Annotated in this window: 22 protein-coding genes; 12 read left to right on the top strand and 10 right to left on the bottom strand. The window is 58.1% G+C overall.

Annotated features, from left to right (window positions below; genetic code table 11):
- The first annotated feature begins 6 nt into the window (after window positions 1–6).
- From pgsA to FJ248_02725, 9 genes are all read left to right on the top strand, one after another.
- The gene (pgsA, locus tag FJ248_02765; GenBank protein MBM4119809.1) at window positions 7–627 is read left to right on the top strand and encodes a CDP-diacylglycerol--glycerol-3-phosphate 3-phosphatidyltransferase; all 621 of its coding nucleotides are present in this window, start codon (window positions 7–9) and stop codon (window positions 625–627) included.
- Window positions 628–654: 27 nt separating this feature from the next.
- A complete protein-coding gene (plsY, locus tag FJ248_02760; protein ID MBM4119808.1) occupies window positions 655–1,263 on the top strand; it encodes a glycerol-3-phosphate 1-O-acyltransferase PlsY in 609 nt (202 codons plus the stop codon).
- 18 nt (window positions 1,264–1,281) lie between these two features.
- Window positions 1,282–1,908 (top strand): hypothetical protein, encoded by a 627-nt coding sequence (locus tag FJ248_02755; protein ID MBM4119807.1) that lies wholly within the window; start codon window positions 1,282–1,284, stop codon window positions 1,906–1,908.
- Window positions 1,909–1,911: 3 nt separating this feature from the next.
- Window positions 1,912–3,270: a Do family serine endopeptidase gene (locus FJ248_02750; protein ID MBM4119806.1), complete on the top strand. Its 1,359-nt coding sequence runs from the start codon at window positions 1,912–1,914 to the stop codon at window positions 3,268–3,270.
- Between the two features lie 337 nt (window positions 3,271–3,607).
- Window positions 3,608–3,790 carry a hypothetical protein gene (locus tag FJ248_02745; GenBank protein MBM4119805.1) on the top strand — a complete coding sequence of 61 codons (183 nt, stop codon included), beginning with the start codon at window positions 3,608–3,610 and terminating at the stop codon, window positions 3,788–3,790.
- A 224-nt stretch (window positions 3,791–4,014) separates the two neighbouring features.
- Window positions 4,015–4,587 carry a 16S rRNA (guanine(966)-N(2))-methyltransferase RsmD gene (gene rsmD, locus FJ248_02740; protein ID MBM4119804.1) on the top strand — a complete coding sequence of 191 codons (573 nt, stop codon included), beginning with the start codon at window positions 4,015–4,017 and terminating at the stop codon, window positions 4,585–4,587.
- Complete coding sequence (gene coaD, locus FJ248_02735; protein MBM4119803.1) at window positions 4,584–5,072, top strand: pantetheine-phosphate adenylyltransferase; 489 nt, start codon at window positions 4,584–4,586, stop codon at window positions 5,070–5,072. Before rsmD ends, coaD begins: the two co-directional genes overlap by 4 nt.
- Window positions 5,069–6,265 carry a pyridoxal phosphate-dependent aminotransferase gene (locus FJ248_02730; GenBank protein ID MBM4119802.1) on the top strand — a complete coding sequence of 399 codons (1,197 nt, stop codon included), beginning with the start codon at window positions 5,069–5,071 and terminating at the stop codon, window positions 6,263–6,265. Before coaD ends, FJ248_02730 begins: the two co-directional genes overlap by 4 nt.
- Before the next feature lie 29 nt (window positions 6,266–6,294).
- Complete coding sequence (locus tag FJ248_02725; protein ID MBM4119801.1) at window positions 6,295–6,660, top strand: zinc ribbon domain-containing protein; 366 nt, start codon at window positions 6,295–6,297, stop codon at window positions 6,658–6,660.
- A gap of 10 nt (window positions 6,661–6,670) precedes the next feature.
- Here FJ248_02725 and FJ248_02720 read toward each other — a convergent pair whose 3' ends face one another.
- From FJ248_02720 to purH, 4 genes are all read right to left on the bottom strand, one after another.
- Complete coding sequence (locus tag FJ248_02720) at window positions 6,671–7,039, bottom strand: hypothetical protein (GenBank protein ID MBM4119800.1); 369 nt, start codon at window positions 7,037–7,039, stop codon at window positions 6,671–6,673.
- Between the two features lie 31 nt (window positions 7,040–7,070).
- A complete protein-coding gene (locus tag FJ248_02715) occupies window positions 7,071–7,823 on the bottom strand; it encodes a threonylcarbamoyl-AMP synthase (GenBank protein MBM4119799.1) in 753 nt (250 codons plus the stop codon).
- Window positions 7,729–9,000: a phosphoribosylamine--glycine ligase gene (purD, locus tag FJ248_02710; protein MBM4119798.1), complete on the bottom strand. Its 1,272-nt coding sequence runs from the start codon at window positions 8,998–9,000 to the stop codon at window positions 7,729–7,731. Before purD ends, FJ248_02715 begins: the two co-directional genes overlap by 95 nt.
- An 85-nt stretch (window positions 9,001–9,085) precedes the next feature.
- Window positions 9,086–10,639, bottom strand: coding sequence for a bifunctional phosphoribosylaminoimidazolecarboxamide formyltransferase/IMP cyclohydrolase (purH, locus tag FJ248_02705; protein MBM4119797.1), 1,554 nt, complete (start codon window positions 10,637–10,639; stop codon window positions 9,086–9,088).
- 135 nt (window positions 10,640–10,774) lie between these two features.
- Between purH and FJ248_02700 the strand changes: the two genes are divergently transcribed.
- Both FJ248_02700 and FJ248_02695 read left to right on the top strand, forming a co-directional pair.
- Complete coding sequence (locus FJ248_02700) at window positions 10,775–14,230, top strand: DNA polymerase III subunit alpha (GenBank protein MBM4119796.1); 3,456 nt, start codon at window positions 10,775–10,777, stop codon at window positions 14,228–14,230.
- 15 nt (window positions 14,231–14,245) lie between these two features.
- The gene (locus tag FJ248_02695) at window positions 14,246–15,211 is read left to right on the top strand and encodes an acetyl-CoA carboxylase carboxyltransferase subunit alpha (protein MBM4119795.1); all 966 of its coding nucleotides are present in this window, start codon (window positions 14,246–14,248) and stop codon (window positions 15,209–15,211) included.
- Between the two features lie 154 nt (window positions 15,212–15,365).
- On the opposite strand, the gene FJ248_02690 is transcribed toward FJ248_02695, so the two are convergent.
- The 6 genes from FJ248_02690 to FJ248_02665 all read right to left on the bottom strand — a co-directional run bounded on the left by FJ248_02690 (window position 15,366) and on the right by FJ248_02665 (window position 19,642).
- Window positions 15,366–15,644, bottom strand: coding sequence for a MoaD/ThiS family protein (locus FJ248_02690; GenBank protein ID MBM4119794.1), 279 nt, complete (start codon window positions 15,642–15,644; stop codon window positions 15,366–15,368).
- 337 nt (window positions 15,645–15,981) lie between these two features.
- Window positions 15,982–16,623, bottom strand: a complete 642-nt coding sequence (gene scpB, locus FJ248_02685; protein ID MBM4119793.1) for an SMC-Scp complex subunit ScpB — start codon at window positions 16,621–16,623, stop codon at window positions 15,982–15,984.
- A gap of 134 nt (window positions 16,624–16,757) precedes the next feature.
- The gene (locus FJ248_02680) at window positions 16,758–17,558 is read right to left on the bottom strand and encodes a segregation/condensation protein A (protein MBM4119792.1); all 801 of its coding nucleotides are present in this window, start codon (window positions 17,556–17,558) and stop codon (window positions 16,758–16,760) included.
- 94 nt (window positions 17,559–17,652) lie between these two features.
- Entirely contained in the window at window positions 17,653–18,750 is a 1,098-nt protein-coding gene (locus tag FJ248_02675; protein MBM4119791.1) for a pentapeptide repeat-containing protein, read from the bottom strand.
- Window positions 18,747–19,202, bottom strand: coding sequence for a hypothetical protein (locus FJ248_02670; GenBank protein MBM4119790.1), 456 nt, complete (start codon window positions 19,200–19,202; stop codon window positions 18,747–18,749). Before FJ248_02670 ends, FJ248_02675 begins: the two co-directional genes overlap by 4 nt.
- Window positions 19,203–19,270: 68 nt before the next feature.
- Window positions 19,271–19,642, bottom strand: a complete 372-nt coding sequence (locus FJ248_02665) for a hypothetical protein (protein MBM4119789.1) — start codon at window positions 19,640–19,642, stop codon at window positions 19,271–19,273.
- A 204-nt stretch (window positions 19,643–19,846) separates the two neighbouring features.
- Here FJ248_02665 and FJ248_02660 point away from each other — a divergent pair, with 204 nt between their 5' ends.
- Window positions 19,847–20,275 (top strand): hypothetical protein, encoded by a 429-nt coding sequence (locus tag FJ248_02660; protein MBM4119788.1) that lies wholly within the window; start codon window positions 19,847–19,849, stop codon window positions 20,273–20,275.
- Window positions 20,276–20,333 lie beyond the last annotated feature (58 nt).

The following is a 20,333-nucleotide window of genomic DNA, read 5'->3' as shown; positions in this document are numbered from 1 at the left end:
CGAGGCATGCGCACTACAGACGCCCTGAAGCAGGCCGACTCGATCGCTGGCTCGCGTGCCAATACCGCGACCAACGTCAACCTCCCGAATTTTCTGACTGTTGCCAGAATCCTCCTGATTCCGGTCTTCGTCGTCCTGTTTTCCGATCCGACCCCTGATCGCTCGTTGATCGCGGCTATCATTTTTATTATTGCAGCCGTGACGGATCTGCTTGACGGCTATCTTGCCCGCCGGCATTCCCAGGTCACGCGGCTCGGCCGTTTGCTCGATCCTATCGCCGACAAGCTGCTGGTGTTATCCGCCTTGATCCTACTTGTGGAATTCGACCGGGTCCATCCCGTCGTCGCCATCCTGATTATTGCTCGGGAAGTGGCCGTGACAAGTGTTCGGGGACTCGCAGCGCCACAAGGAATCATCATGGAAGCAGAAACAATGGGAAAGTATAAGATGGCAGTGCAGGTGGTAGCTATTGTATTCCTATTGCTCGAGAGGGGCGTGCTTCCAGACACCTGGCATGCCCATGACGTAGGCACTGTGCTGCTATACCTTGCGCTGGCGCTAGCCTTCTACTCAGGCAACCGATACCTCATGACCTTCTGGCAACAAAGTTCTAAAAAAGGTTTATAAGTGAACCTCCCGAACGACGGACTCTTCATTTTATTGATCGTCGGTGGTTATCTTCTTGGCTCTATCCCATTTGGTGTGCTGGCGTCCAAGGCACTAGGCCTTCCGGATCCACGCACAGTCGGCAGCAAAAATATTGGTTTTACCAATGTCCTGCGTTCCTCCGGGAAAAAGGCCGGCATCCTGACCCTGCTTGGTGACATGGGCAAGGGCTTGCTGGCAGGATGGACGGCCACTCAGACATTGGAAAGCGAAATTGGGGTTTTGTGTGTGGCGATCAGCCCTATTTTGGGCCATCTCTATCCGATCTTTTTGGGCTTTAGGGGAGGCAAGGGGGTCGCGACCGCCCTAGGGGCCGTGGGAGCAGTTGCCCCTCTGTTGGGCATCAGCCTCATCGGTATTTGGCTGTTTGTGGCCGCGGTTTGGCGCTACTCGTCTGGTGCCGCACTGATAGCTTTTCTAGCCCTTCCAATTCTGACCTTACTCACCGGAAGTAATCTGGCCTTTATGACATTTTCATTCTCCGTGAGTACTCTGATAATCCTCAAGCACAAGGCAAATATTGTCCGATTACGGGCCGGGACGGAGCCGAAAATCGGTCAATCTGAAAGTTTACATAATACATCTTATCAGACATGATGATTCAGCAGGGAGCCTGTGACCTCTGAGTTTCTAAGGCGAATCCGTAAGGAATTCACGCTGACGGCGCGCGGCATCCACGAGACCGTCCTGGCCATTGCCGAGCGCGTCAATCGGAAAGTCCAAATCCTAAAACTCCACTGGCACGCTGCCGATCTTTGCGAGCAGATTGAGCACCTTCAGCAGCATCTCGGAGTGCATCTCTGTCAGACCATCGGTGGACCGAATCCTTCGCTACTGGCCGAGCAGCCGGAATACACTACGGAACTGCACGTGGCCGAGATCGCTTCGCGAATCCGACACTTAAAAGCTGCGCTGCTACGTATCGACCCCCAGGTCCGACAGATCGAATCCGAATCGCTTCGCGAAGATCTGCTCAATCTCGAACGCGATTTATTTCTCCGGCAGGCAACCATCGAACATCTCCGGATTGTAGTCGGTGCAGCGGCCGTCGGACGTACCGCCAGCCAGCTGGGCCTTCCACCCACGGTGCGCGTAGTGGCGCTCCTACGCGGACCGGCCCTCATTCTGGGATTCGACACGACTTTGTTCCGTCAGGGCGACACGGTGATCCTCATGGGTATGCGGCAGGATCTGCCGCAGATCCTGCCACTCTTTTTAGAACGCAAGCGCGCCACGGCCTGACCAATGCGCACACCTTTTCCATCGCCCCGTCCCATCCACCACATTCTGGCTATAGGCCTATTCTTCCTGGGCACTATCCCTGCCCAGGCTGATGGCCTCCAGATGCTGGAGGACATGCAGACTGTCATCACCGAACTGGCGGAACGCGTGCAGCCGTCGGTTGTCAGCGTCGCCGCGATCCGCCCTAAGGAAATCCTACGCGACCGTCCGTCCAACGCACCGGGATCCGGTTCCGGTGTGATCATTGATACCGACGGCCACATTATCACCAACAATCACGTTGTGAGCGATGCCACAGAGGTCGAGGTTCGTCTGTCGGACAAAACCCGATTCGTGGCGCAGGTCATCGGCAAGGATCCGGACACCGATCTGGCCATTCTAAAAATCACGACCGAGCGGAAACTGCCTAGCGCAAAGTTCGGCGACTCCTCACGTGTGAAGGTCGGCCAGTGGGCACTGGCCGTTGGGAATCCCTTTGGACTGGACCGCACGGTCACGCTGGGTGTCATCAGCGGCATAGGGCGGGAGAACATGAACCTGTCCCGCTACGAGAACTTTTTGCAAACCGATGCCTCCATTAACCCAGGCAATTCCGGCGGCCCGCTGTTCAACCTACACGGCGAAGTGATCGGCATCAACACCGCCATCATCAATTTCGCTCAGGGCATCGGCTTTGCCATCCCCTCAAACATGGCCAAGCAAGTGCGCGATCAATTAATCGTTCACGGAAAGGTGGTGCGCGGCTGGCTGGGTGTTGGTATCCAGCCCGTGACCGCCGAGTTGGCGGTTAAATTCGGTGTGACGGAGGGCGACGGCGTGCTGGTCAACGAAGTGTTCGAGAAGGATCCGGCCGCCCGCGCCGGCATCAAACCGGGTGACATCATCACCAAGGTGGACGGCAATTTCGTCGATACGCCTAACGCACTCTCGCGCGTTATTGCCGGCCTCCTGCCCGGCGCGACGGCCCGTGTGGAAATTGTCCGCGATGGGCAACGCCAGCTCATCCCAGTCCCTCTCAGCGAGCGGGCCGAATCAGCTGTGGTCGCCTCCCTGCCCCCACCCTCCAAATCGGAAGCCAAGCTTGGGCTCAACGTGCAAGGCCTGACAGCTGTACTCGCCGAGAAATTTAAGCTCAAGGAGTCGGCCGGCGTACTGATCTCAAAAGTCGAGCGCGGCAGCGAGGCTGAGGCCGAAGGGCTCCGCGAAGGTGATCTGATTAAGGAAGTCAATCGCGTCGAGGTAGCCTCCGTTGCCGACTTCACGGCCGGCCTGGCGAAGGTTAAACGTGGCGAGCGCGTGCTGCTCCGGATCACCCGCGAAACGCGGGCCTTCTATGTGGTGCTGAATCCGGCTGACAAATAGGACGCCCCCTAGACCAGCTGTTTCTAGTAGCTTTGCAATCCTCGATCATCCGACAGGCAGTTCGCGCGGCCCTTCTGTTACTGGCCCGTGAGTGATTCCCCTTCATTTTCTAATCAGTCCTCCCCGTTTTATATAGCCTCACCTGTGTTGCCTGTGATCCAAAAGTGTTGTTTTTTACACACAGTCTGTTTATATTGTGGATGATCTGTGAATTACCAAAAATTTATAAATTATTGATAATAATGGATTTATACTATTCAGGCTTGAGAATTGCTTGAATTACACTTTGTATGAGACGCGTGCTAGTGAGAAAATAGGCGAGTGCTGGAGGGTGATGATGGACTGTCCAAAATGCAAAGGGCTGATGGTGCTGGAGAGGTTTTCTGACTTCTTCCTCATCTTCTATGCCTGGAAATGTATCAATTGTGGCTCGATTGTGGATCGCACGATTGCCGCTAACAGGCAGAAGAGTTTGGCCGGTCTGGAGGCGGAACCGGTGCCAACCCGTACGCTCGGCTGATCCTTCCCCCTTAGTTCAATTTACGGACAATCTATACTGCCAGACAAAACCTGCAACAGGACCTTCGCGCAGGGTCCCGCGTAGGAGACCCTGCGATCACGCGGGCATCCCCTCTGGGCCACACGCTCGTCCCTTTATCAAGCAAGACCGGGGCCTGCGCCGCTTGCCTTGACCCTCAAAAAAACGGTGTGCTACAGTTCCATCTCATTTATTTTCCATCGTCAATGCGTGTCATCGCAGGCACACAAAAAGGGCGCCGACTGCATGGCCCGAAGGGACCGGACCTGCGTCCGACTGCAGACCGGGTCAAGGAAGCCCTCTTCTCCATCCTGGGCGCACGCGTGGCCGGAGCCCGGTTCCTGGATTTGTTCGCCGGTACTGGTGCCATCGGCATTGAAGCCCTGAGCCGAGGAGCCGCGTCTGTGATGTTTGTGGAGTCAAGCCCCTCTGCGGGACGCATTTTAAAGACCAACCTGGCAGCCTGCGGCCTTGAAGCCAAGGCCCACCTCTATCTGTCGCAGGCGGAGACCTTTCTCCGCAGCCAGCGGGCTGGCGCCGTTGCATTCGACATCATTTTTGCCGATCCACCCTATCAGTTTGATCCGACCGCCACCCTGTGGCCGATCCTTTCCCGTACTACTGCGTTGGCGCCTGGCGGCCTGCTGGTGTTTGAACATGCAACCAAGCTGGCGTTGCCGCCGGCGATACCCTCCCTGTCTTTGCTTCGGCAATACCACTACGGCGACACCACGCTGTCCGTCTTTGAGTGCACCGCGCAGGACGGAGCGGTGTCATGAAAATCGCCGTCTACCCAGGCACCTTTGATCCGGTGACGCATGGACACACCGACATTATTGTCCGCAGCCTGCGCGTGTTCGACAAGGTCATCGTGGCCGTTGCACCCAATCCGACCAAGCAGCCGCTGTTCGACTGGGCCGAGCGAATCAAGATGGTCAAGCTGGTCACCAAGGGCCTCTTGCACGTCGAAGTGGTTCCGTTTGATGGCTTGCTGGTGGAATTTGTTCAGAAACGGAAGGCCCACGCCATCATCCGAGGGCTGCGCGCAATTTCGGACTTCGAATACGAGTTTCAGATGGCGTTGGTGAACCGGAAGCTCAATAAATCGGTGGAGACCGTGTTTCTCATGCCGAGCGAGGAATATTCCTATCTGACCTCCACCCTGATCAAGGAAGTGGCCAGCTTCGGCGGCCGTCTCAGCGACTTTCTACACCCACAAGTTGCCCAACGGCTGCTGAGGCGGCTGGGAAAGCGGAAAGCATGAAACTGGCAGCCAGAGCTGGACGCATCGTCCCCTCTCCAACGCTCAGCATTGCAGCCACGGCCAAGGCCATGGCTGCGCAGGGCATCGACGTCGTGGACTTTGCCGCCGGCGAGCCGGACTTCGACACACCGGAACCGATCAAGGCCGCCGCCGAATTTGCCATTCGCAGCGGCTTCACCAAATACACGGCCAGTTCGGGCATCGACGAGCTAAAACTGGCCATCGCTAAAAAACTCGAGGTGGACCACGGTCTGCGCTACGACAAGAATCAAATCCTGGTTTCCTGCGGAGCCAAGCACACCCTCTATAACATCGCTGAAGCGCTCTTCGATGCCGGCGATGAGATCCTAATCCCTGCGCCCTTCTGGGTCTCCTACCAGGATCAAGTGCTTCTGAACGATGCCACACCGGTACTGGTGCAGACGCACGAAGCGGACGGCTATGCGGTGACCGTTGACCTGCTTAAAAAGCACATCACGCCCCGATCGAAGGCAATCATCGTCAACAGCCCGTGCAACCCCACTGGGGCGACCTACGACCGTGCCTCGCTTGAAGGCATTGCGCAGATTGCTGTCACGCACGACCTGATGATCATCTCGGATGAGATTTACGACAAAATCACCTACGACGGCGTCCGACATCTGAGTATCGCCACGCTGGGACCGGAGATCGCTGCCCGCACGGTCATCGTCAACGGCGTCTCCAAGACCTATGCCATGACCGGCTGGCGCATTGGCTACGCGGCCGGGCCCAAAGAATTGATCACAGCCATGGCTAACATCCAAAGCCAAAGTACGTCGAATCCGACGTCGATTTCACAGAAGGCGGCAGCAGCAGCTCTTGAGGGAGGCGACGTCTTCACAAAGCAGATGGTGCAGGAATTCGACAAGCGGCGAAAGGTCATCCTGGAACGCCTAAACAAGATTCCCGGCGTGAGCTGCCGCATGCCAACTGGCGCCTTTTATGCGTTCCCCAACGTGGCGGGCTTGCTCGGGCGGAAACACCCAGGCGGTACGATCAAATCTGCCGCTGATCTGGCCAACTATCTGTTGCAGGAGGCTAAGGTGACTGTGGTGCCGGGCGAGCCCTTCGGCAGCGCCAAACACATCCGGCTATCCTACGCCACCAGCATGGAGGCAATTAATAAAGGGCTGGATCGCATCGAGGCCGCCATCCGCAAACTGGCCTCATAACGCAACGCGTATAAAGAGGAGAGTGGGCCGTGCCGATTTATGAATATGTCTGTCAGGGGTGCCAACGCCGCTTCGAAGTGAAGCAGCGCATCTCGGATCCGCCGCTCTCAACATGCGAGCAGTGCGGCCAAGCCGTGACGAAAGTCATTTCCGCTCCAGCTATTATGTTCAAGGGAACAGGCTGGTATGTCACCGACTACTCGGACAAGCTAAAACCTCCGACAGACGCTGCACCAGCAGCCCCACCGGCCGAACCGTCGAAAACGGAAAGCGCGACCCCGGCAGCCACGGGGACCGCCACTCCGGCAGCCGCACCAAGCACGCCTCCGCCGGCCTCGTCTGGGACAGCGGCCGCGACACCCGCTACCCCGTCCTCAACCACCCCGACGAAGTAACAACGACCCCTTATTTTTTCTTGCCCCGCTTGGCCGGCGCCTTCGTGGGTGCCTTGGTCTTGGGCGCAGTCAGTTTGGAGGCCTTCTCGCGCTCCGCCGCCAGACTCTGCTCGAGACTAGCTACCTGATCGGCCCGGGTCTTCAGCAGGCGGGTCGTTTCTTCGATCTTCGCGACGAGCGCGGTTTTCTCCTCCGTCAACGCTGCCACTTGTTTTTCCATCGCAGCCTTCTCAGCCTTGACCGCATCAGTCTCGGCCTTAGCCTGCTCGATCTGGGCCTGCAGAGCCGGCGGCCAGTAATCGCAGCCACTGACTCCTATCAACAGCATCACCGCTAATCCTGTTAGACCAACGGCCCTGGCTCCCTGCATGTACATCATCGACGATCCTCCTTCCGGCTAAATGCCGTCTTCACACCACCCGCCCCAGCACCTTCTCAACGTCCTGCCAACTGACCGGTCCTTCTCTGATCAACTTCGCTGCCCCTCTAGTCACGTCGACAACAGTTGACGGCACTATGCCACCCGATGGACCGCCGTCAAGAATCAGATCCACATCAGATCCCAGTGCACGCTCGACCTCCACTGCTGTGCGCCCCGGCGGCATGCCCGCTCGATTGGCGCTGGTCCCAGTCAGGGGTCCCGTTTGACGAAGCAACTGCGCCAGTAGCGGATGTGCAGGAAGCCGCACCCCGATCGTGCCCGTTCCAGCTGTCAGCATGGCTGAAAGCCCCGGAGCGGCCGGACAGACAATTGTGAGTGGCCCGGGCCAGAATTGATCCATCAGCTTAACGGCGGCTTGGGGCAACGGCCCTACTAACCCGTTCAATTGCGATCGGGCTGCGATCAACACGAGAATCGGCTTCCCCTCTTCCCTGCCTTTAATCGCGCACACACGACGCACCGCTGCACCGTCAAATGGGTTGACCCCTAGGCCATACAAGCTGTCCGTCAGCATGGCCAGCACACCGCCATCCCGGACCACGGCAGCCGCCTCCGTGCAGACAACCGCTGCCGTTTTCTCATCGAACGTTAACACATGCGACATGGTGCCTACTCGCAGCATGCGGTCACACGCGAATGGCCCGATGAGCGATATCGGTCCGATAGTGACAGCCGGGAAACGAAATGCTCCGCACCTGCTCATAGGCACGTTTGGCCGCATCAGTCAGGTGCTCGCCGATTCCCGTGATTCCGAGTACGCGTCCTCCCGCTGTCACCACCGCCCCCTGATCCCGCTTTGTGCCCGCATGATACACCAGAACAGCCTGCGACGAGATTGGTTCGGGGAGTCCCGCAATTGGCACGCCCGTTTGGTATGGACCCGGGTACCCGCCGGATGTCATCACGACGCAGACTGCGGACCGGTCATGCCACTCCACCTTCAACTGATCCAGCCGATGTTCAGCTACCGCCTCCACAACATCAACCAGATCGGTTTTCAGCAGCGGCAGGACCACCTGGGTTTCAGGATCGCCAAACCGCGCGTTGAACTCCAGTACATAAGGCTTGCCCTTGACGATCATCAGACCTGCATAGAGCACACCCTGAAATGGGCACCCAATGCGCACCATCGTATCTACGACCGGTTGCAAGACCTCCTTTACAACCTGCGCTCGCAACTCGGGCGTGCCCAGCGGCGCCGGACAGTAGGCGCCCATTCCGCCGGTATTCAGTCCCGTATCGCCATCCCCCACACGCTTGTGGTCTTGCGCGGGTAGCATCGGTGCAATGGCTTTACCATCCGTGAAGGCCATGATTGTCAGTTCTTCCCCGTCAAGAAATTGCTCGACCAGCACCTGCTTGCCAGCCTGTCCGAAGACCGCCTTCTCCATTAAATCGACGATCGCATGTCTTGCCTGCTCCCGCGTCATGGCAATAATCACGCCCTTGCCTTGGGCCAGCCCATCCGCCTTGATGACAACCGGCAGTTCGTGCTGCTCGACATAGGCCAGCGCCTCGACCGGCTTGTCGAAGCTTTGCGAGCGGGCCGTGGGAATCTTTGCCTGAGCCATGACATCCTTGGAAAAAATCTTGCTGGCCTCCAGCCGCGCAGCGTTTTTGGTCGGCCCAAATATTTTTAGCTTCGCCTTGCGAAACTCATCAGCAATGCCGAGCGCTAGCGGCGCTTCCGGCCCAACGACAGTTAAATCGATCCCTTCTTGCACCACGAATGCTTTCAGTCCAGCAATGTCATCAGCCTGGATCGGTACGCAAATCGCCACCTGTTCAATCCCGGCATTACCCGGCGCGCAGTAGAGTTTCGACACGCGCGGACTGTGGGCAATCTTCCAGGTCAGCGCATGCTCACGCCCGCCACTGCCAATGACAAGGATTTTCACGTAGGAACCTGCCTGACAAATGAAAACGAGAAACCGAAGTGGCTAGATGATTGTACGCGTCGGTACTGATGCAACCAAGCGATCATCAATGGCGGAAATGCCTCATGCCCGTCATAATCATCGCGAGGCCATGCTCATCAGCAGCTTTGACGATTTCTTGATCACGGATCGAGCCACCAGGCTGAATCACCGCCGTGATACCGGCTTGCGCGGCGGCGTCGAGTCCATCGCGGAACGGGAAGAACGCATCAGACGCCATCACGCAGCCCTTGACCGGCATCTGCGCCTTCATTGCCGCCAGCTTGACGCTGTCTACCCGACTCATCTGCCCAGCGCCGATGCCCACCGTCTGGCCTGGCTTAGCGTAGATAATCGCATTTGACTTCACGTGTTTGCAGACTTTCCACGCAAACGCACAGGCCGCATATTCATCTACTGTCGGCTTGCGCTGCGTCGGCACTGGCAGGGCCTTCAGCTCCGCCAGCACGCCAAGATCGCGGTCTTGCACGATCAGCCCCCCGACGAGTTTCTTCAGGTCTACTCCCTCTGATGTTGCCTTGGTCAGCGGACCGACGTCGAGCAGACGCAAATCTTTTTTTCGCTTTAACTCGGCCAGCGCCTCCTCAGTAAAACTCGGCGCAATGACCACTTCAACAAATGTGGACGTGATCTCCTTTGCCGCCGCCAGATCCACCGGTCGGTTGAACGCCAGCACGCCGCCGAAGGCCGACACCGGATCGGTGTTCCGCGCCTTGACGTAAGCTTCGACTGGCGTGACACCGAGTGCAACACCGCAAGGATTGTTGTGCTTGATGATCGCGACTGCCGACTCGTCATACTCCTTCACCAACTCGAGCGCCGAGTTGGCATCAAGAAAATTGTTGTAGGACATTGCCTTACCGTGCAGGATCTTCCCGAGCGACACCGACGGCTCTTTGGCATTGAGTTCGCGATAGAAGGCGCCCTGCTGATGCGGGTTCTCTCCGTAGCGGAGCATCTCCGCCCGCTCGAACTGCAGCGACAGTATCTTCGGGAATTTGCCATGCCCACCTTCCACCTGCTTTTCCAGATACCCGGCGATCAAACTGTCGTACCGTGCCGTATGCTGGAAGACTTTCATGGCGAGCTCACGGCGCAGGCTATGCTCCACTTTGCCAGTCTTCAGCGCTTCCAGTACGCGTCCGTAGTCGGACGGATCAACGACCACCACGACATCCTCGTGATTCTTCGCTGCCGACCGCAGCATGGACGGCCCACCGATGTCGATGTTCTCGATCGCTTCCCCGAACGAACAGCCGGGCTTGGTGATCGTGGCTTCGAATGGATAGAGATTGACAACCACGACATCGATCGGACCGATGCCGTGCTGTTTCATCTCATCCAGATGTGCGGACACAGACCGACGGCCGAGCAAGCCGCCGTGAATTTTCGGATGCAATGTCTTTACGCGGCCGTCGAGAATCTCCGGTGAGCCCGTGTAGGCCGCGACGTCCGTCACGGCCACGCCAGCCTCGCGCAGCGTTTTGGCCGTGCCGCCGGTCGAGAGAATTTCGGCCCCGAGTGCGGCCAGCCCCTTGGCCATGTCCACCACGCTGGCCTTATCGGACACGCTCACCAGTGCGCGCTTGATTCCGCTCATGGTCTCCTCTTGTAGATAATTCGAGTGCAAAAACCGCGCGCAGAATATCAGATGAATTCCAGAAGTTCAACCGCGTTCCGGCCGCATTGACATCGCGCACGGGGCTCACTACAATTTCGCAGCGAGGTCCCACAAGTGCGGTCGCAATTCGTCCACCTCCATCTCCACACAGAGTACAGTCTGCTCGACGGCGCCAATCTGATCGAACCACTCGTCCAGCAGATCAAGACGTTTAACCAACCCGCCGTGGCCATAACCGACCACGGCAACATGTTTGGCGCCATTGAGTTCTACCGCAAGGCCAAGGACGCCGGCGTCAAACCCATCATCGGTTGTGAAGTCTATATGGCGATGGGAAGCCGCCACGCGAAAAAGGATAGTGGCCTAGCTCATAACGATTATTATCACCTGATTCTTCTCGCTAGAAACCTGACCGGTTATCAAAACCTGATCAAATTAGTTAGTAAAGGGTATATTGAGGGTTTTTATTATAAACCTCGAATAGACAAAGAACTTCTCAAGCAGCATCATGATGGTCTCATTGCTCTTTCCGGCTGCCTCACTGGCGAAATTCCTTATCTGATCGGTCAAAAAGATATGGCTGGTGCCTTGGCGGTGGCCGGCGAGTTTCAAGAGATTTTCGGTAAGGATCATTTCTACCTTGAGGTCCAAGCCAACGGTCTTGACCACCAACGCGTCGCTAATGCCGGGCTGTTAGAGATTCACAAGAAGCTTGCAATCCCGCTCGCTGGCACCAACGACTGCCACTATCTCACGAAGGATGACGCTCGCCCCCATGAACTAATGCTCTGTCTTCAGACTGGCAAGACCATGAGCGACCCCGGCCGGATGAAGTTCGACACGGATCAGCTCTATGTCAAATCAACGGAAGAGATCGTACCGGCCTTCGCAGACTTTCCTGGAGCCGTCAGCAACACCTGCCGCATCGCGGACCATTGCGACCTACAACTGGCCCTCAACAAGACACACCTGCCGCAATACAAGGTACCGGAAGGCTACACGCGCGAGACCTATGTCGAGCACCTGGCGGTCGAAGGATTGAAGATCCGGCTGCGTGAGCGACCCAGCACCATCCCGTCCTCCTCCTACGAACAAAGGCTGCGCGAAGAGTTGATCGTGATCTGCTCGATGGGCTTTGCCGGCTACTTCCTGATCGTGTGGGACATCATCCGCTTCGCGCGCGCGCGCGGCATTCCCGTCGGCCCCGGGCGAGGTTCCGCCGCTGGAAGCCTCGTGGCCTTCGCGCTGAACATCACCGACCTCGATCCGCTCGTCTACGGTCTTCTGTTCGAGCGCTTTCTCAATCCGGAACGGGTGTCGCTGCCTGATATCGACATGGACTTCTGCATGGACCGGCGCGGCGAAGTCATCAACTACGTCGTGGGCAAGTACGGCGCGGACCACGTCGCGCAGATCATCACATTCGGCACGCTCGGTGCCAAGGCTGCCATCCGAGACGTGGGACGCGTGATGGAGATCCCCTACGCCGAGGTGGATCGCGTGGCAAAACTAGTTCCCAACCAACTCAATATCACGCTTGAAGATGCCCTCGTTCAGGAGCCCCGGCTCAACGAACTGGTCAATACCGATCCGAAAATCGGCGAGCTCATGTCAGTCGCCCGCTCGCTGGAAGGACTCGCCCGCCACGCATCGACCCACGCTGCGGGCGTTGTCATCTCCGAAAGTCCCCTGACTGACCACGTGCCGCTTTATAAAGGCTCAAACGGCGAAGTCGTCACGCAATATTCGATGGTCGACGTAGAAAAGATTGGTCTCGTCAAGTTCGACTTTCTCGGACTTAAAAACCTGACCATGATTCACCATGCAGTCCGAATGATCAACGAGGCCCACCCGGACGCACCGCCGCTGGTCATCGATCGCATTCCCTTCGACGACCCACGGGTCTTTGCGCTGATGTCAGCTGGAAAGACCACTGGCATGTTCCAGTTAGAAAGCGGAGGCATGCGCGATCTGCTGACCGGCCTGCGCCCGGACCGCTTCGAGGATATCATCGCCATCATCGCCCTATACCGCCCAGGCCCGATGGATCTGATCCCGGATTTCATCAAACGCAAACAGGGCAAGGTACCCATCGCTTACGAGGCGCCAGAACTGGAAGATTTGCTTAAAGGCACCTACGGAGTGATCGTGTACCAGGAACAGGTCATGGCGATCGCCAACAAGATCGCTGGCTTCTCTCTTGGCCAGGCCGACATTTTGCGCCGAGCCATGGGCAAAAAGAAGCCCGAGGAAATGGAAAAGCTCCGCTCGCAGTTCATCGAAGGCGCCAAGGCCAGAAAAATCGCAGAAGCCAAGGCAAAGAAGCTGTTTGACCTTATCCAGAAGTTTGCTGGCTACGGGTTCAACAAGTCCCATGCCGCCGCCTATGCCGTCGTCACCTACCAGACGGCCTACCTCAAGGCACATTATCCGATGCAGTTCATGGCGGCGCTGCTCACTAACGAAATGGGCAACACGGATAAGATGGTCGGCTACCTGACCGAATGCCGCGACATGGGCATCACGGTCCTGCCACCCGACGTCAACGAGAGCCAGAAGGATTTTGCCGTGGCAGAAGGCGGCATCCGGTTCGGCCTCGCTGCCATCAAGAACGTCGGCGAAGGCGCGGTTGAATCTATCATCGCGGTTCGTGATCAAGGCGGCTCTTTTACGTCCTTCTTTGACTTCTGCCGACGCGTGGACCTGCACAAAGTTAACAAGCGCATGCTGGAGGGGTTGATCAAGGCCGGTGCCTTCGATTCGATCGGCGCGCGCCGCGCGCAGTTGATGGCCGTGCTGGATCAGGCCGTCGAGGAAGGCGCTTCGGCACAGGCCGAGCGGGAGCAGGGCCAGACCAGCATCTTCGGCAATGTCGACGGTGATGCCGCCGCGTTCGGCCTGAGTGATCCCGCCCTGCCCAATCTTCCGGAATGGGACAAGAGCCAGCTGCTAAAATACGAACGAGAGCTGACCGGCTTCTACATCACCGCGCATCCGCTTGCGCAATTTGAGACGGCGATCAAAAAATTCTCGACTGTGACGACCGCCTCGCTGGCGGAGGCCTTGGACGGCAAGGAAGTGAAGCTCTGCGGCATCATCACGACAGTGAAATCCCTGACTACTAAAAAGGGAGACCGGATGGCCTACATCCAGATTGAAGACCCGCAGGGCCTGGTTGAGATCATCGTCTTTCCCGATCTGTTTAAAGCCACGATGGATTTCCTTACGCCTGAACGGGTCATTCAGGTCACGGGCATCGTCGATAAAGCAGAACGAGGCACCCGTCTCAAGAGCACCAAGATCGAACTGCTGGCTGATCTGCTTGCGCGTGCCGTATCCCGCGTGAATATCCGGGTGAACGACGGGCCAGATGCGCGGCGCCAGCTCAGCGAAGTTGCGCACATCCTGCGCAAGCATCCCGGCCCCACGGCCATCTCGCTAACCTTGTGCCTTCCGCCGGACATCGAAGCGGAGATGGCGCCGTTGCCGCACATGAAGGTACTACCAAGCGAGGACTTTGTCTCCGAAGTTGAAAATCTGCTAGGCAAAGGCACTATCGTCATGCTGTAATGAGAGTCTGAGGGTATGAAGGATTACCTCGAATTCGAAAAGCCTCTGCGTGAGCTGGAGGAGCGGATCGAGAAACTGGCCGGTTCCGGCTCGACCAAGCCCGCGGCTGCAGAAGAACTCCGCAAGCTCAAGGCCCGCCTCGCTCAGACGGAGGTGGAGCTCTACGGCAACCTGACCCCCTGGCAGCGCACTCAGCTGGCTCGCCATCCGCAACGGCCTGGCGTCCTCGACTACATCACCGCCTTCTGCCGCGACTTTGTGGAACTCCACGGCGACCGAGCCTACAGTGACGACCAAGCCATACTCGGCGGCTTCGCCCGCTTCAACGACCGCTCGGTCATGGTGCTGGGCCACATGAAGGGCAAGACGCTCAAGGAACGGATGCAGCGGAACTTTGGCATGCCCAACCCGGAAGGTTACCGCAAAGCGCTCCGTCTGATGAAGCTCGCCGAAAAATTCAAGCGACCGCTCCTCACCTTCATTGACACGCCGGGCGCCTATCCGGGCATCGGCGCTGAGGAGCGCGGGCAATCGGAAGCCATCGCGCGTAATCTCTACGTCATGTCCCGCCTCGCCGTGCCGATCGTCTCCGTTGTGACGGGCGAAGGGGGCAGCGGCGGCGCGTTGGCGCTTGGCGTGGCCGACCGCGTGCTGATGCTGGAACATTCCGTCTATTCGGTTATCTCGCCGGAAGGCTGCGCAGCCATCCTCTGGAACGACCCCACGAAGGTCCAGGATGCGGCCGTCGCGCTTAAGATGACGGCGCAAGACCTCCGCCATCTGGGAGTGATCGATGAAGTGATTCCGGAGCCGACGGGCGGCGCCCACCGGGACCTCCGTGACGCTTCCGAGCGGGTGGCCAAGTCACTGGCCGCTCAGTTGGCTCAGCTGGACGAACTCTCCATAGAACGATTGCTGGCGGCGCGCGATCAGAAATACCGTTTGATGGGTGTAGTCACTGAACCTCCTGCCACGGTTTAACCACCGTGCGACCTCCGCTGCACACTTCTTTGACAGAGGTTCAGAAAGCCTTTTGGTAAGGCCGACGCAGGCGACGACTCGCAGCGTACGCTTCACAGTACGTTGAGATTCTGAGTAAGGCGAGAGCGGCGCCGGAGACCTTTTTCAACATCCATCAAGGATTCTGCCACATGGCGCCGTCAAAAATTGGATGAGCCTGGTGCGTCAGCTTGACCGTATCCCCGTCCTTTACCGTTGATTCCAGCGAGCTGACCTTCTTATTGATCGTCACCAGCAATTCGCCCTTGTGCATGAATGCGAGCATGCCGGTCAGCGTGTCGTGATTCGACTCCAGCAACGTTTTGACCGTCATCGGGCCGGCCACATCCAGGTGCACTTCTGATTCTCCAACACTCTGCTGGAGCGTCACGCCAAATAGTAAGATAGTCACCATCCTCTACACTCCCTCCTCACGGCTGACTCCCGGCATGGCACCGAAAGCAATCCGTCCGTTTCGGATGCTGCTTCGGAAGCGGATGGCTCTGCCCGTCTGCATGGCACCGGCTGCAGTCTTTCTCTAACAAGCCGTGATGCACCGGGGTTCCCGGCACGGCGGGATTGCGGTCGCGCGGAGACGGCAGCAGCGATACGCCCACAACCACAAGCACCACGGCGCCGAGAAACCACCCGTCTGCCTTGCGTAACGGGATCATCGCTTAGACAGCCCGATACGCTAGGGACGGCATTCTAGAGAGAGCATGGGCGGGAAACACAAACGGAACGCGCCAGGCTCAGGCGTCCGGTAAGGGCTCGGCTGTCGTCGAATCGTTCGAGGCGCCGGTCAGCACGGTATCACTCTCACCGATCGCCAAGCCCTCCTCCACCGGCAACAAGGCCTGTTCCGCCTCACCCAATTCTTTGAACTCCCGAAGCGGCGGCAGTTGTGACAGCTCGCTGAGGCCGAACTGCTGGAGAAAAAGCTTCGTCGTGCCGTACATGATCGGTCGGCCAGGCACGTCCTTCCGCCCCACCATACGGATCAATTTTCGCTCGAGCAGGGTCCGGAGCACGCCCGACACTTCGACGCCGCGGATCTGCTCGATCTCCGCGCGCACGATCGGCTGCTTGTAGGCAATGATCGCAAGGGACTCCAGCCCTGAGCGGGACAGTTTGGGCGCGGCCTTGGCCTTGGCCAGCCGCTTGATCCACGAAGCATATTCGAGCCGTGTGACAATCTGGTAGCCTCCGGCCACCTCGATAAGTTGCACGCCGCGCCCCTCACGGTCCATTTCCTCGCGCAATGCTTGCAGCCCCTGCTTAACCTCCGGCTTTGAAATGGTGCCAAGTGCGACCATGAGGCGGTCGAGCGGCACCGGCTCAGCGGAGACGAACAACAAGGCTTCAATGATGGCTCGCAACTCGCGGGCCTCCATGGCCTGCTGTCGGGACGCGTCCTCGTCCACTACAGCCGGTGTGTCGGCAGTCGCCTCGGTCCGATCCGTTGCCCCCGCCAGCAATTCCCGGGGGTCAAGTTGTTCGTGGTTATCCATAGCGTCCTCCCGCTGACTTAGAGCTCGACCGGCTCGTCGTCGGCCACCGGCGCAAACGTCCTCGTCACCAGAATCGGCCCGAATGATTCGCCCTGGAACAGACGAACCAGTTTGATCTTCACCAACTCGAGCAGTGCCAAGAACGACACGATCACGACCAGCCGCTGCACCTGCCCCTGAAACAGCGACTGGAACGTCACCGACTCCTTCCCGTCCAATACTTCGAGAATCGTATTCATGCGGTCCTTGACGGTCAGATTTTCGGGCACGATTTCGACGAGGCTGCCCACCGGCAGACGCGTGAGCACATCCTGCAGCGCATCTACCAGATCGAACAAGCTCACGTCATCTAGCACGACCTCATCAGACCGCACTGGCGGCAACGGCATGGGCTCGCGCGCATAGATCTCACGCCACATCCGCTCGCGCTCATCCAACTGCCCAGCCGCATCCTTGAACGTGCGATATTCCAGCAGCCGGCGGACAAGTTCTTCGCGCGGATCTGGTCCATCCTCGTCGTCTTCGTCGGTATCGTCCGTCGGCAACAGCATGCGTGACTTGATCTGCACGAGCGTCGCCGCCATGACGAGAAACTCTCCCGCCACCGCCAGATTCAACGACTTCATCATGCTCAAATACTCCAGGTACTGTTGCGCGATCATGGCGATGGGAATGTCGTAGATATTGACCTGATTTTTCTTGATGAGATGCAACAGCAGGTCAAGCGGGCCTTCGAAGTGCTCAAGGCGAACCTGATAGAGCAATTCCATCTGCTCCGACATGTCTGCCGAAGCGCTGCGTTCTGCATTGTCCTGCACGTACCCTCCAACCTACAAAAACTGTGAATTTATACTACCTTATGTGGTGGGTTGCAAGATAAATTCTATATGTTGTGGATGGGAGTGGATAACCCTATTGCCGCCGGATATGCCAGACCAGGAAGAAACTGACAGTTAAGAACAAGCCCGCGAGTCCATACAGGGCACGTGGATTGGACAGAAGTCCATGGAGCGGTTTTGCCCCGCTGGAGTTCACACGAACAAAGCGAGGCTCGACGGTAAACATGGCGCGCGAAAAATCGTCCGCGCCTTGGAAACGCGCATCGGAAAAGTCTGCGGTGCCCTTAAACAGTCCACCCCGGAAGACCGCGTCCTGCTCGAACTCCGTGAAAGTGAAAAACGCTTCCCTCTCAAACACTGCCTCCGACATGTCCAGACGGCCCCGGAAACGGCTGCCAGAAAACCCGCTTCCCAGTCGAAACTTCGTGCGGGAAAAATCGGCGTCTCTGGCAAAGACGACTTCGAGCAACTCCGCCAGTCCGTTGAAGGCAGCGCCTCGAAATATCGCCGTGTCAGATAGGACCGCCTTGTGAAACCGCGTGTGCGGACCGAAGGATGTCTGTTCGAACCGGACCGGCTGTGCAAACCGGGCCGCAATGAAAAAGGCCTGGGCTGCAAACACTGAGCCCGACAAATCCACCGACCCCAGGAACACCGTGCGGGAAAAGTCGGCGGGCTGCTCGAAGGTCGTGCCGGTCGCGACGACGCCCTCCTGGATCACGAGATAATCTTTCGCCGTCCGACTACCGATCGCTCCGCGTATGAGCGAGTTGGTCATCGTCAAAGAGCCGCCCAGATGCCGCACGGTCCTGAGTTGCGCGGCTTCAACCAGGTCAAGAAAAACCGGCGGAGCATCCGCAATAGTCTCCACGGCAACAGGCGGCAGTGCGTCAAAGAGCAAATCCCCCGTCAGCACGACGCCGGCAAGGTCCACGCCCTTACCGGCCTCCAGCGCTGCCAGTACCTCCTCCGCCTTGATCGCCTGCGCGGCGCGTTCTGCCTCGCTGCACTCAGAACCGAGGTGACGGATAAACCGGTCGGTCTGTCCAGGCCGCTCCCGCTCCATCGTGCAGGCAGCCCAGGCAGATATTCCGAACACACCGCCCCCCCCTCCGCTGCACAGAGCACTGACCCACAGCACCAGCACGGCGCGTGCCCAGTTATGACTCATCCTGCTCCTGGGATCGATATCAATAATGCGTCGTGCTGTGCCTGCGTCAGACGATGCATGCCGAGATTAAACCGGCGAGTGAGTTCAGCCTGGTCGGGCACGTCCAGCACGCGCTTCAGCACCGGCAGATCCTGTTCAGGTGACGACGCCCAACTTTGCACCGGCCCGATCGTGATGTATCCGTAGCGGGCCTCGGTGCGCAGCTCGTCGCGCACAAAGGCATCCAACAGATTGAACGCGCGTACGCCGGAGGTGATCGTAAAGCGCGCGCCAAGACCTTCCTTCAGCACATACACCCAGCCGCACGACTCCGGGTCGAGATAGCGTGCAAGATTATCGGCAATCAAGGCGCTGCGCAGCCCCCAGAGGCCATGCTGCAGTTGTAAGTCGGCGCTCTCCCGCGAACTTCGCTCACGAAGCGCGCCGGCGATAAACAGAAAATGACTGGCCATGGGGGTGGAGAATCGTCGGATTGTTGGACAAGACCCAGTGGGCTGATTTACTGGAACTGCGCCCGCGCCTACTCGTCCTCGTCAAGTTCGTCCGGCTTGTCGAGGTAGTGGTTTCCCTCCCCGTTAAGCGACTCCTCGTCATCCATGCCCTCGCGCATGGCATTGGGTAGGTCGTCTCCCAGATCGTCGTCGATATCCAGATCGTCCGGCAGTTCCTCGCGCATGGACTCCCGACGCGACGGGGAGGGCTTCATTTCGCGCACCGGCGCTGCGGACGACATCGCGGGCTTCACCGGCTTGGCAACTGGTGCAGGCTTTGCGGCTATTTCCGGCTTGGGCGCGACTTTCTTTTTCGTCTTTTGTGTGACCTTCTTTGTTGCCGGCTTTTTTAATTTTTTGGCCGCCCGCGTGGCCGTTTTCTTCTTTTTCTTTATCGCCATGCCTCCCCCTTAATCCCGTGCTGCGCTTGGCCCTGTTTTGCGGCCCCATTTATCATGAAAAGGTTACCGCTTTCAACCCGTAGACCACCCTGATCGTAAATTGCTGAAAATCCAGCGGTTTCATCCTGGTTCGGAATAATTTTTGCCCCTGCCTGCCCATTGAAAAAAACCTTCTCTGCCCACGATTGGCAGGAGCAAATCCCCATGTGCTGTCTCTCATATGAAAAAAGATGGTATGATGAAGCAATGATCGGAAATCTTGCCAAGACCGCCGTTCGCACTGTCATTGCAATTGCCGCGCTGCTACTGAGCGCCCTGCCCGGCACGGCCACGCCGATGCAGTTTTTGATCACAATCGACGACGCCTCGCCCTATTTTTCACCCAAGACGGCCGCTGTCACGATTGGCACGCCGATCCGATGGGATAATCTCACGCCGACCGAGCACACGATCACCCACGACGGCTGCGTCACCGACGAGACCTGCGCCTTCGATTCGAGCACCATGCTGCCTAACGCGCGCTACACCATTGACAGCCTGCCGCCCGGCCGGTATCCCTATCACTGTCGCGTACATCCTATTATGCGAGGCATGCTGACCGTCATAGAATCCTCTCTCCCGTCGCAAACCTGACCGTTCCGCGCTCGACTTCCGTTCCGCCATTCATGTACCTTACGTCCCGAATTAACTA

The sequence above is a fragment of the Nitrospira sp. genome (genome assembly GCA_016873435.1).
Taxonomy (GTDB): Bacteria; Nitrospirota; Nitrospiria; order Nitrospirales; family Nitrospiraceae; genus VGXF01.
This window is presented reverse-complemented; position numbering and strand designations above follow the sequence as displayed.

What these genes read in the sequence shown, in the direction of transcription:
- pgsA (MBM4119809.1), top strand. Translation starts at nt 7, where the DNA reads ATGCGCACTACAGACGCCCTGAAGCAGGCCGACTCGATCGCTGGCTCG.
- FJ248_02750 (MBM4119806.1), top strand. Translation starts at nt 1,912, where the DNA reads ATGCGCACACCTTTTCCATCGCCCCGTCCCATCCACCACATTCTGGCT.
- FJ248_02745 (MBM4119805.1), top strand. Translation starts at nt 3,608, where the DNA reads ATGGACTGTCCAAAATGCAAAGGGCTGATGGTGCTGGAGAGGTTTTCT.
- rsmD (MBM4119804.1), top strand. Translation starts at nt 4,015, where the DNA reads ATGCGTGTCATCGCAGGCACACAAAAAGGGCGCCGACTGCATGGCCCG.
- coaD (MBM4119803.1), top strand. Translation starts at nt 4,584, where the DNA reads ATGAAAATCGCCGTCTACCCAGGCACCTTTGATCCGGTGACGCATGGA.
- FJ248_02730 (MBM4119802.1), top strand. Translation starts at nt 5,069, where the DNA reads ATGAAACTGGCAGCCAGAGCTGGACGCATCGTCCCCTCTCCAACGCTC.
- FJ248_02720 (MBM4119800.1), bottom strand. Translation starts at nt 7,039, where the DNA reads ATGATGTACATGCAGGGAGCCAGGGCCGTTGGTCTAACAGGATTAGCG.
- FJ248_02715 (MBM4119799.1), bottom strand. Translation starts at nt 7,823, where the DNA reads ATGCGGCCAAACGTGCCTATGAGCAGGTGCGGAGCATTTCGTTTCCCG.
- purH (MBM4119797.1), bottom strand. Translation starts at nt 10,639, where the DNA reads ATGAGCGGAATCAAGCGCGCACTGGTGAGCGTGTCCGATAAGGCCAGC.
- FJ248_02695 (MBM4119795.1), top strand. Translation starts at nt 14,246, where the DNA reads ATGAAGGATTACCTCGAATTCGAAAAGCCTCTGCGTGAGCTGGAGGAG.
- FJ248_02690 (MBM4119794.1), bottom strand. Translation starts at nt 15,644, where the DNA reads ATGGTGACTATCTTACTATTTGGCGTGACGCTCCAGCAGAGTGTTGGA.
- scpB (MBM4119793.1), bottom strand. Translation starts at nt 16,623, where the DNA reads ATGGAGGCCCGCGAGTTGCGAGCCATCATTGAAGCCTTGTTGTTCGTC.
- FJ248_02675 (MBM4119791.1), bottom strand. Translation starts at nt 18,750, where the DNA reads ATGAGTCATAACTGGGCACGCGCCGTGCTGGTGCTGTGGGTCAGTGCT.
- FJ248_02670 (MBM4119790.1), bottom strand. Translation starts at nt 19,202, where the DNA reads ATGGCCAGTCATTTTCTGTTTATCGCCGGCGCGCTTCGTGAGCGAAGT.
- FJ248_02665 (MBM4119789.1), bottom strand. Translation starts at nt 19,642, where the DNA reads ATGGCGATAAAGAAAAAGAAGAAAACGGCCACGCGGGCGGCCAAAAAA.
- FJ248_02660 (MBM4119788.1), top strand. Translation starts at nt 19,847, where the DNA reads ATGTGCTGTCTCTCATATGAAAAAAGATGGTATGATGAAGCAATGATC.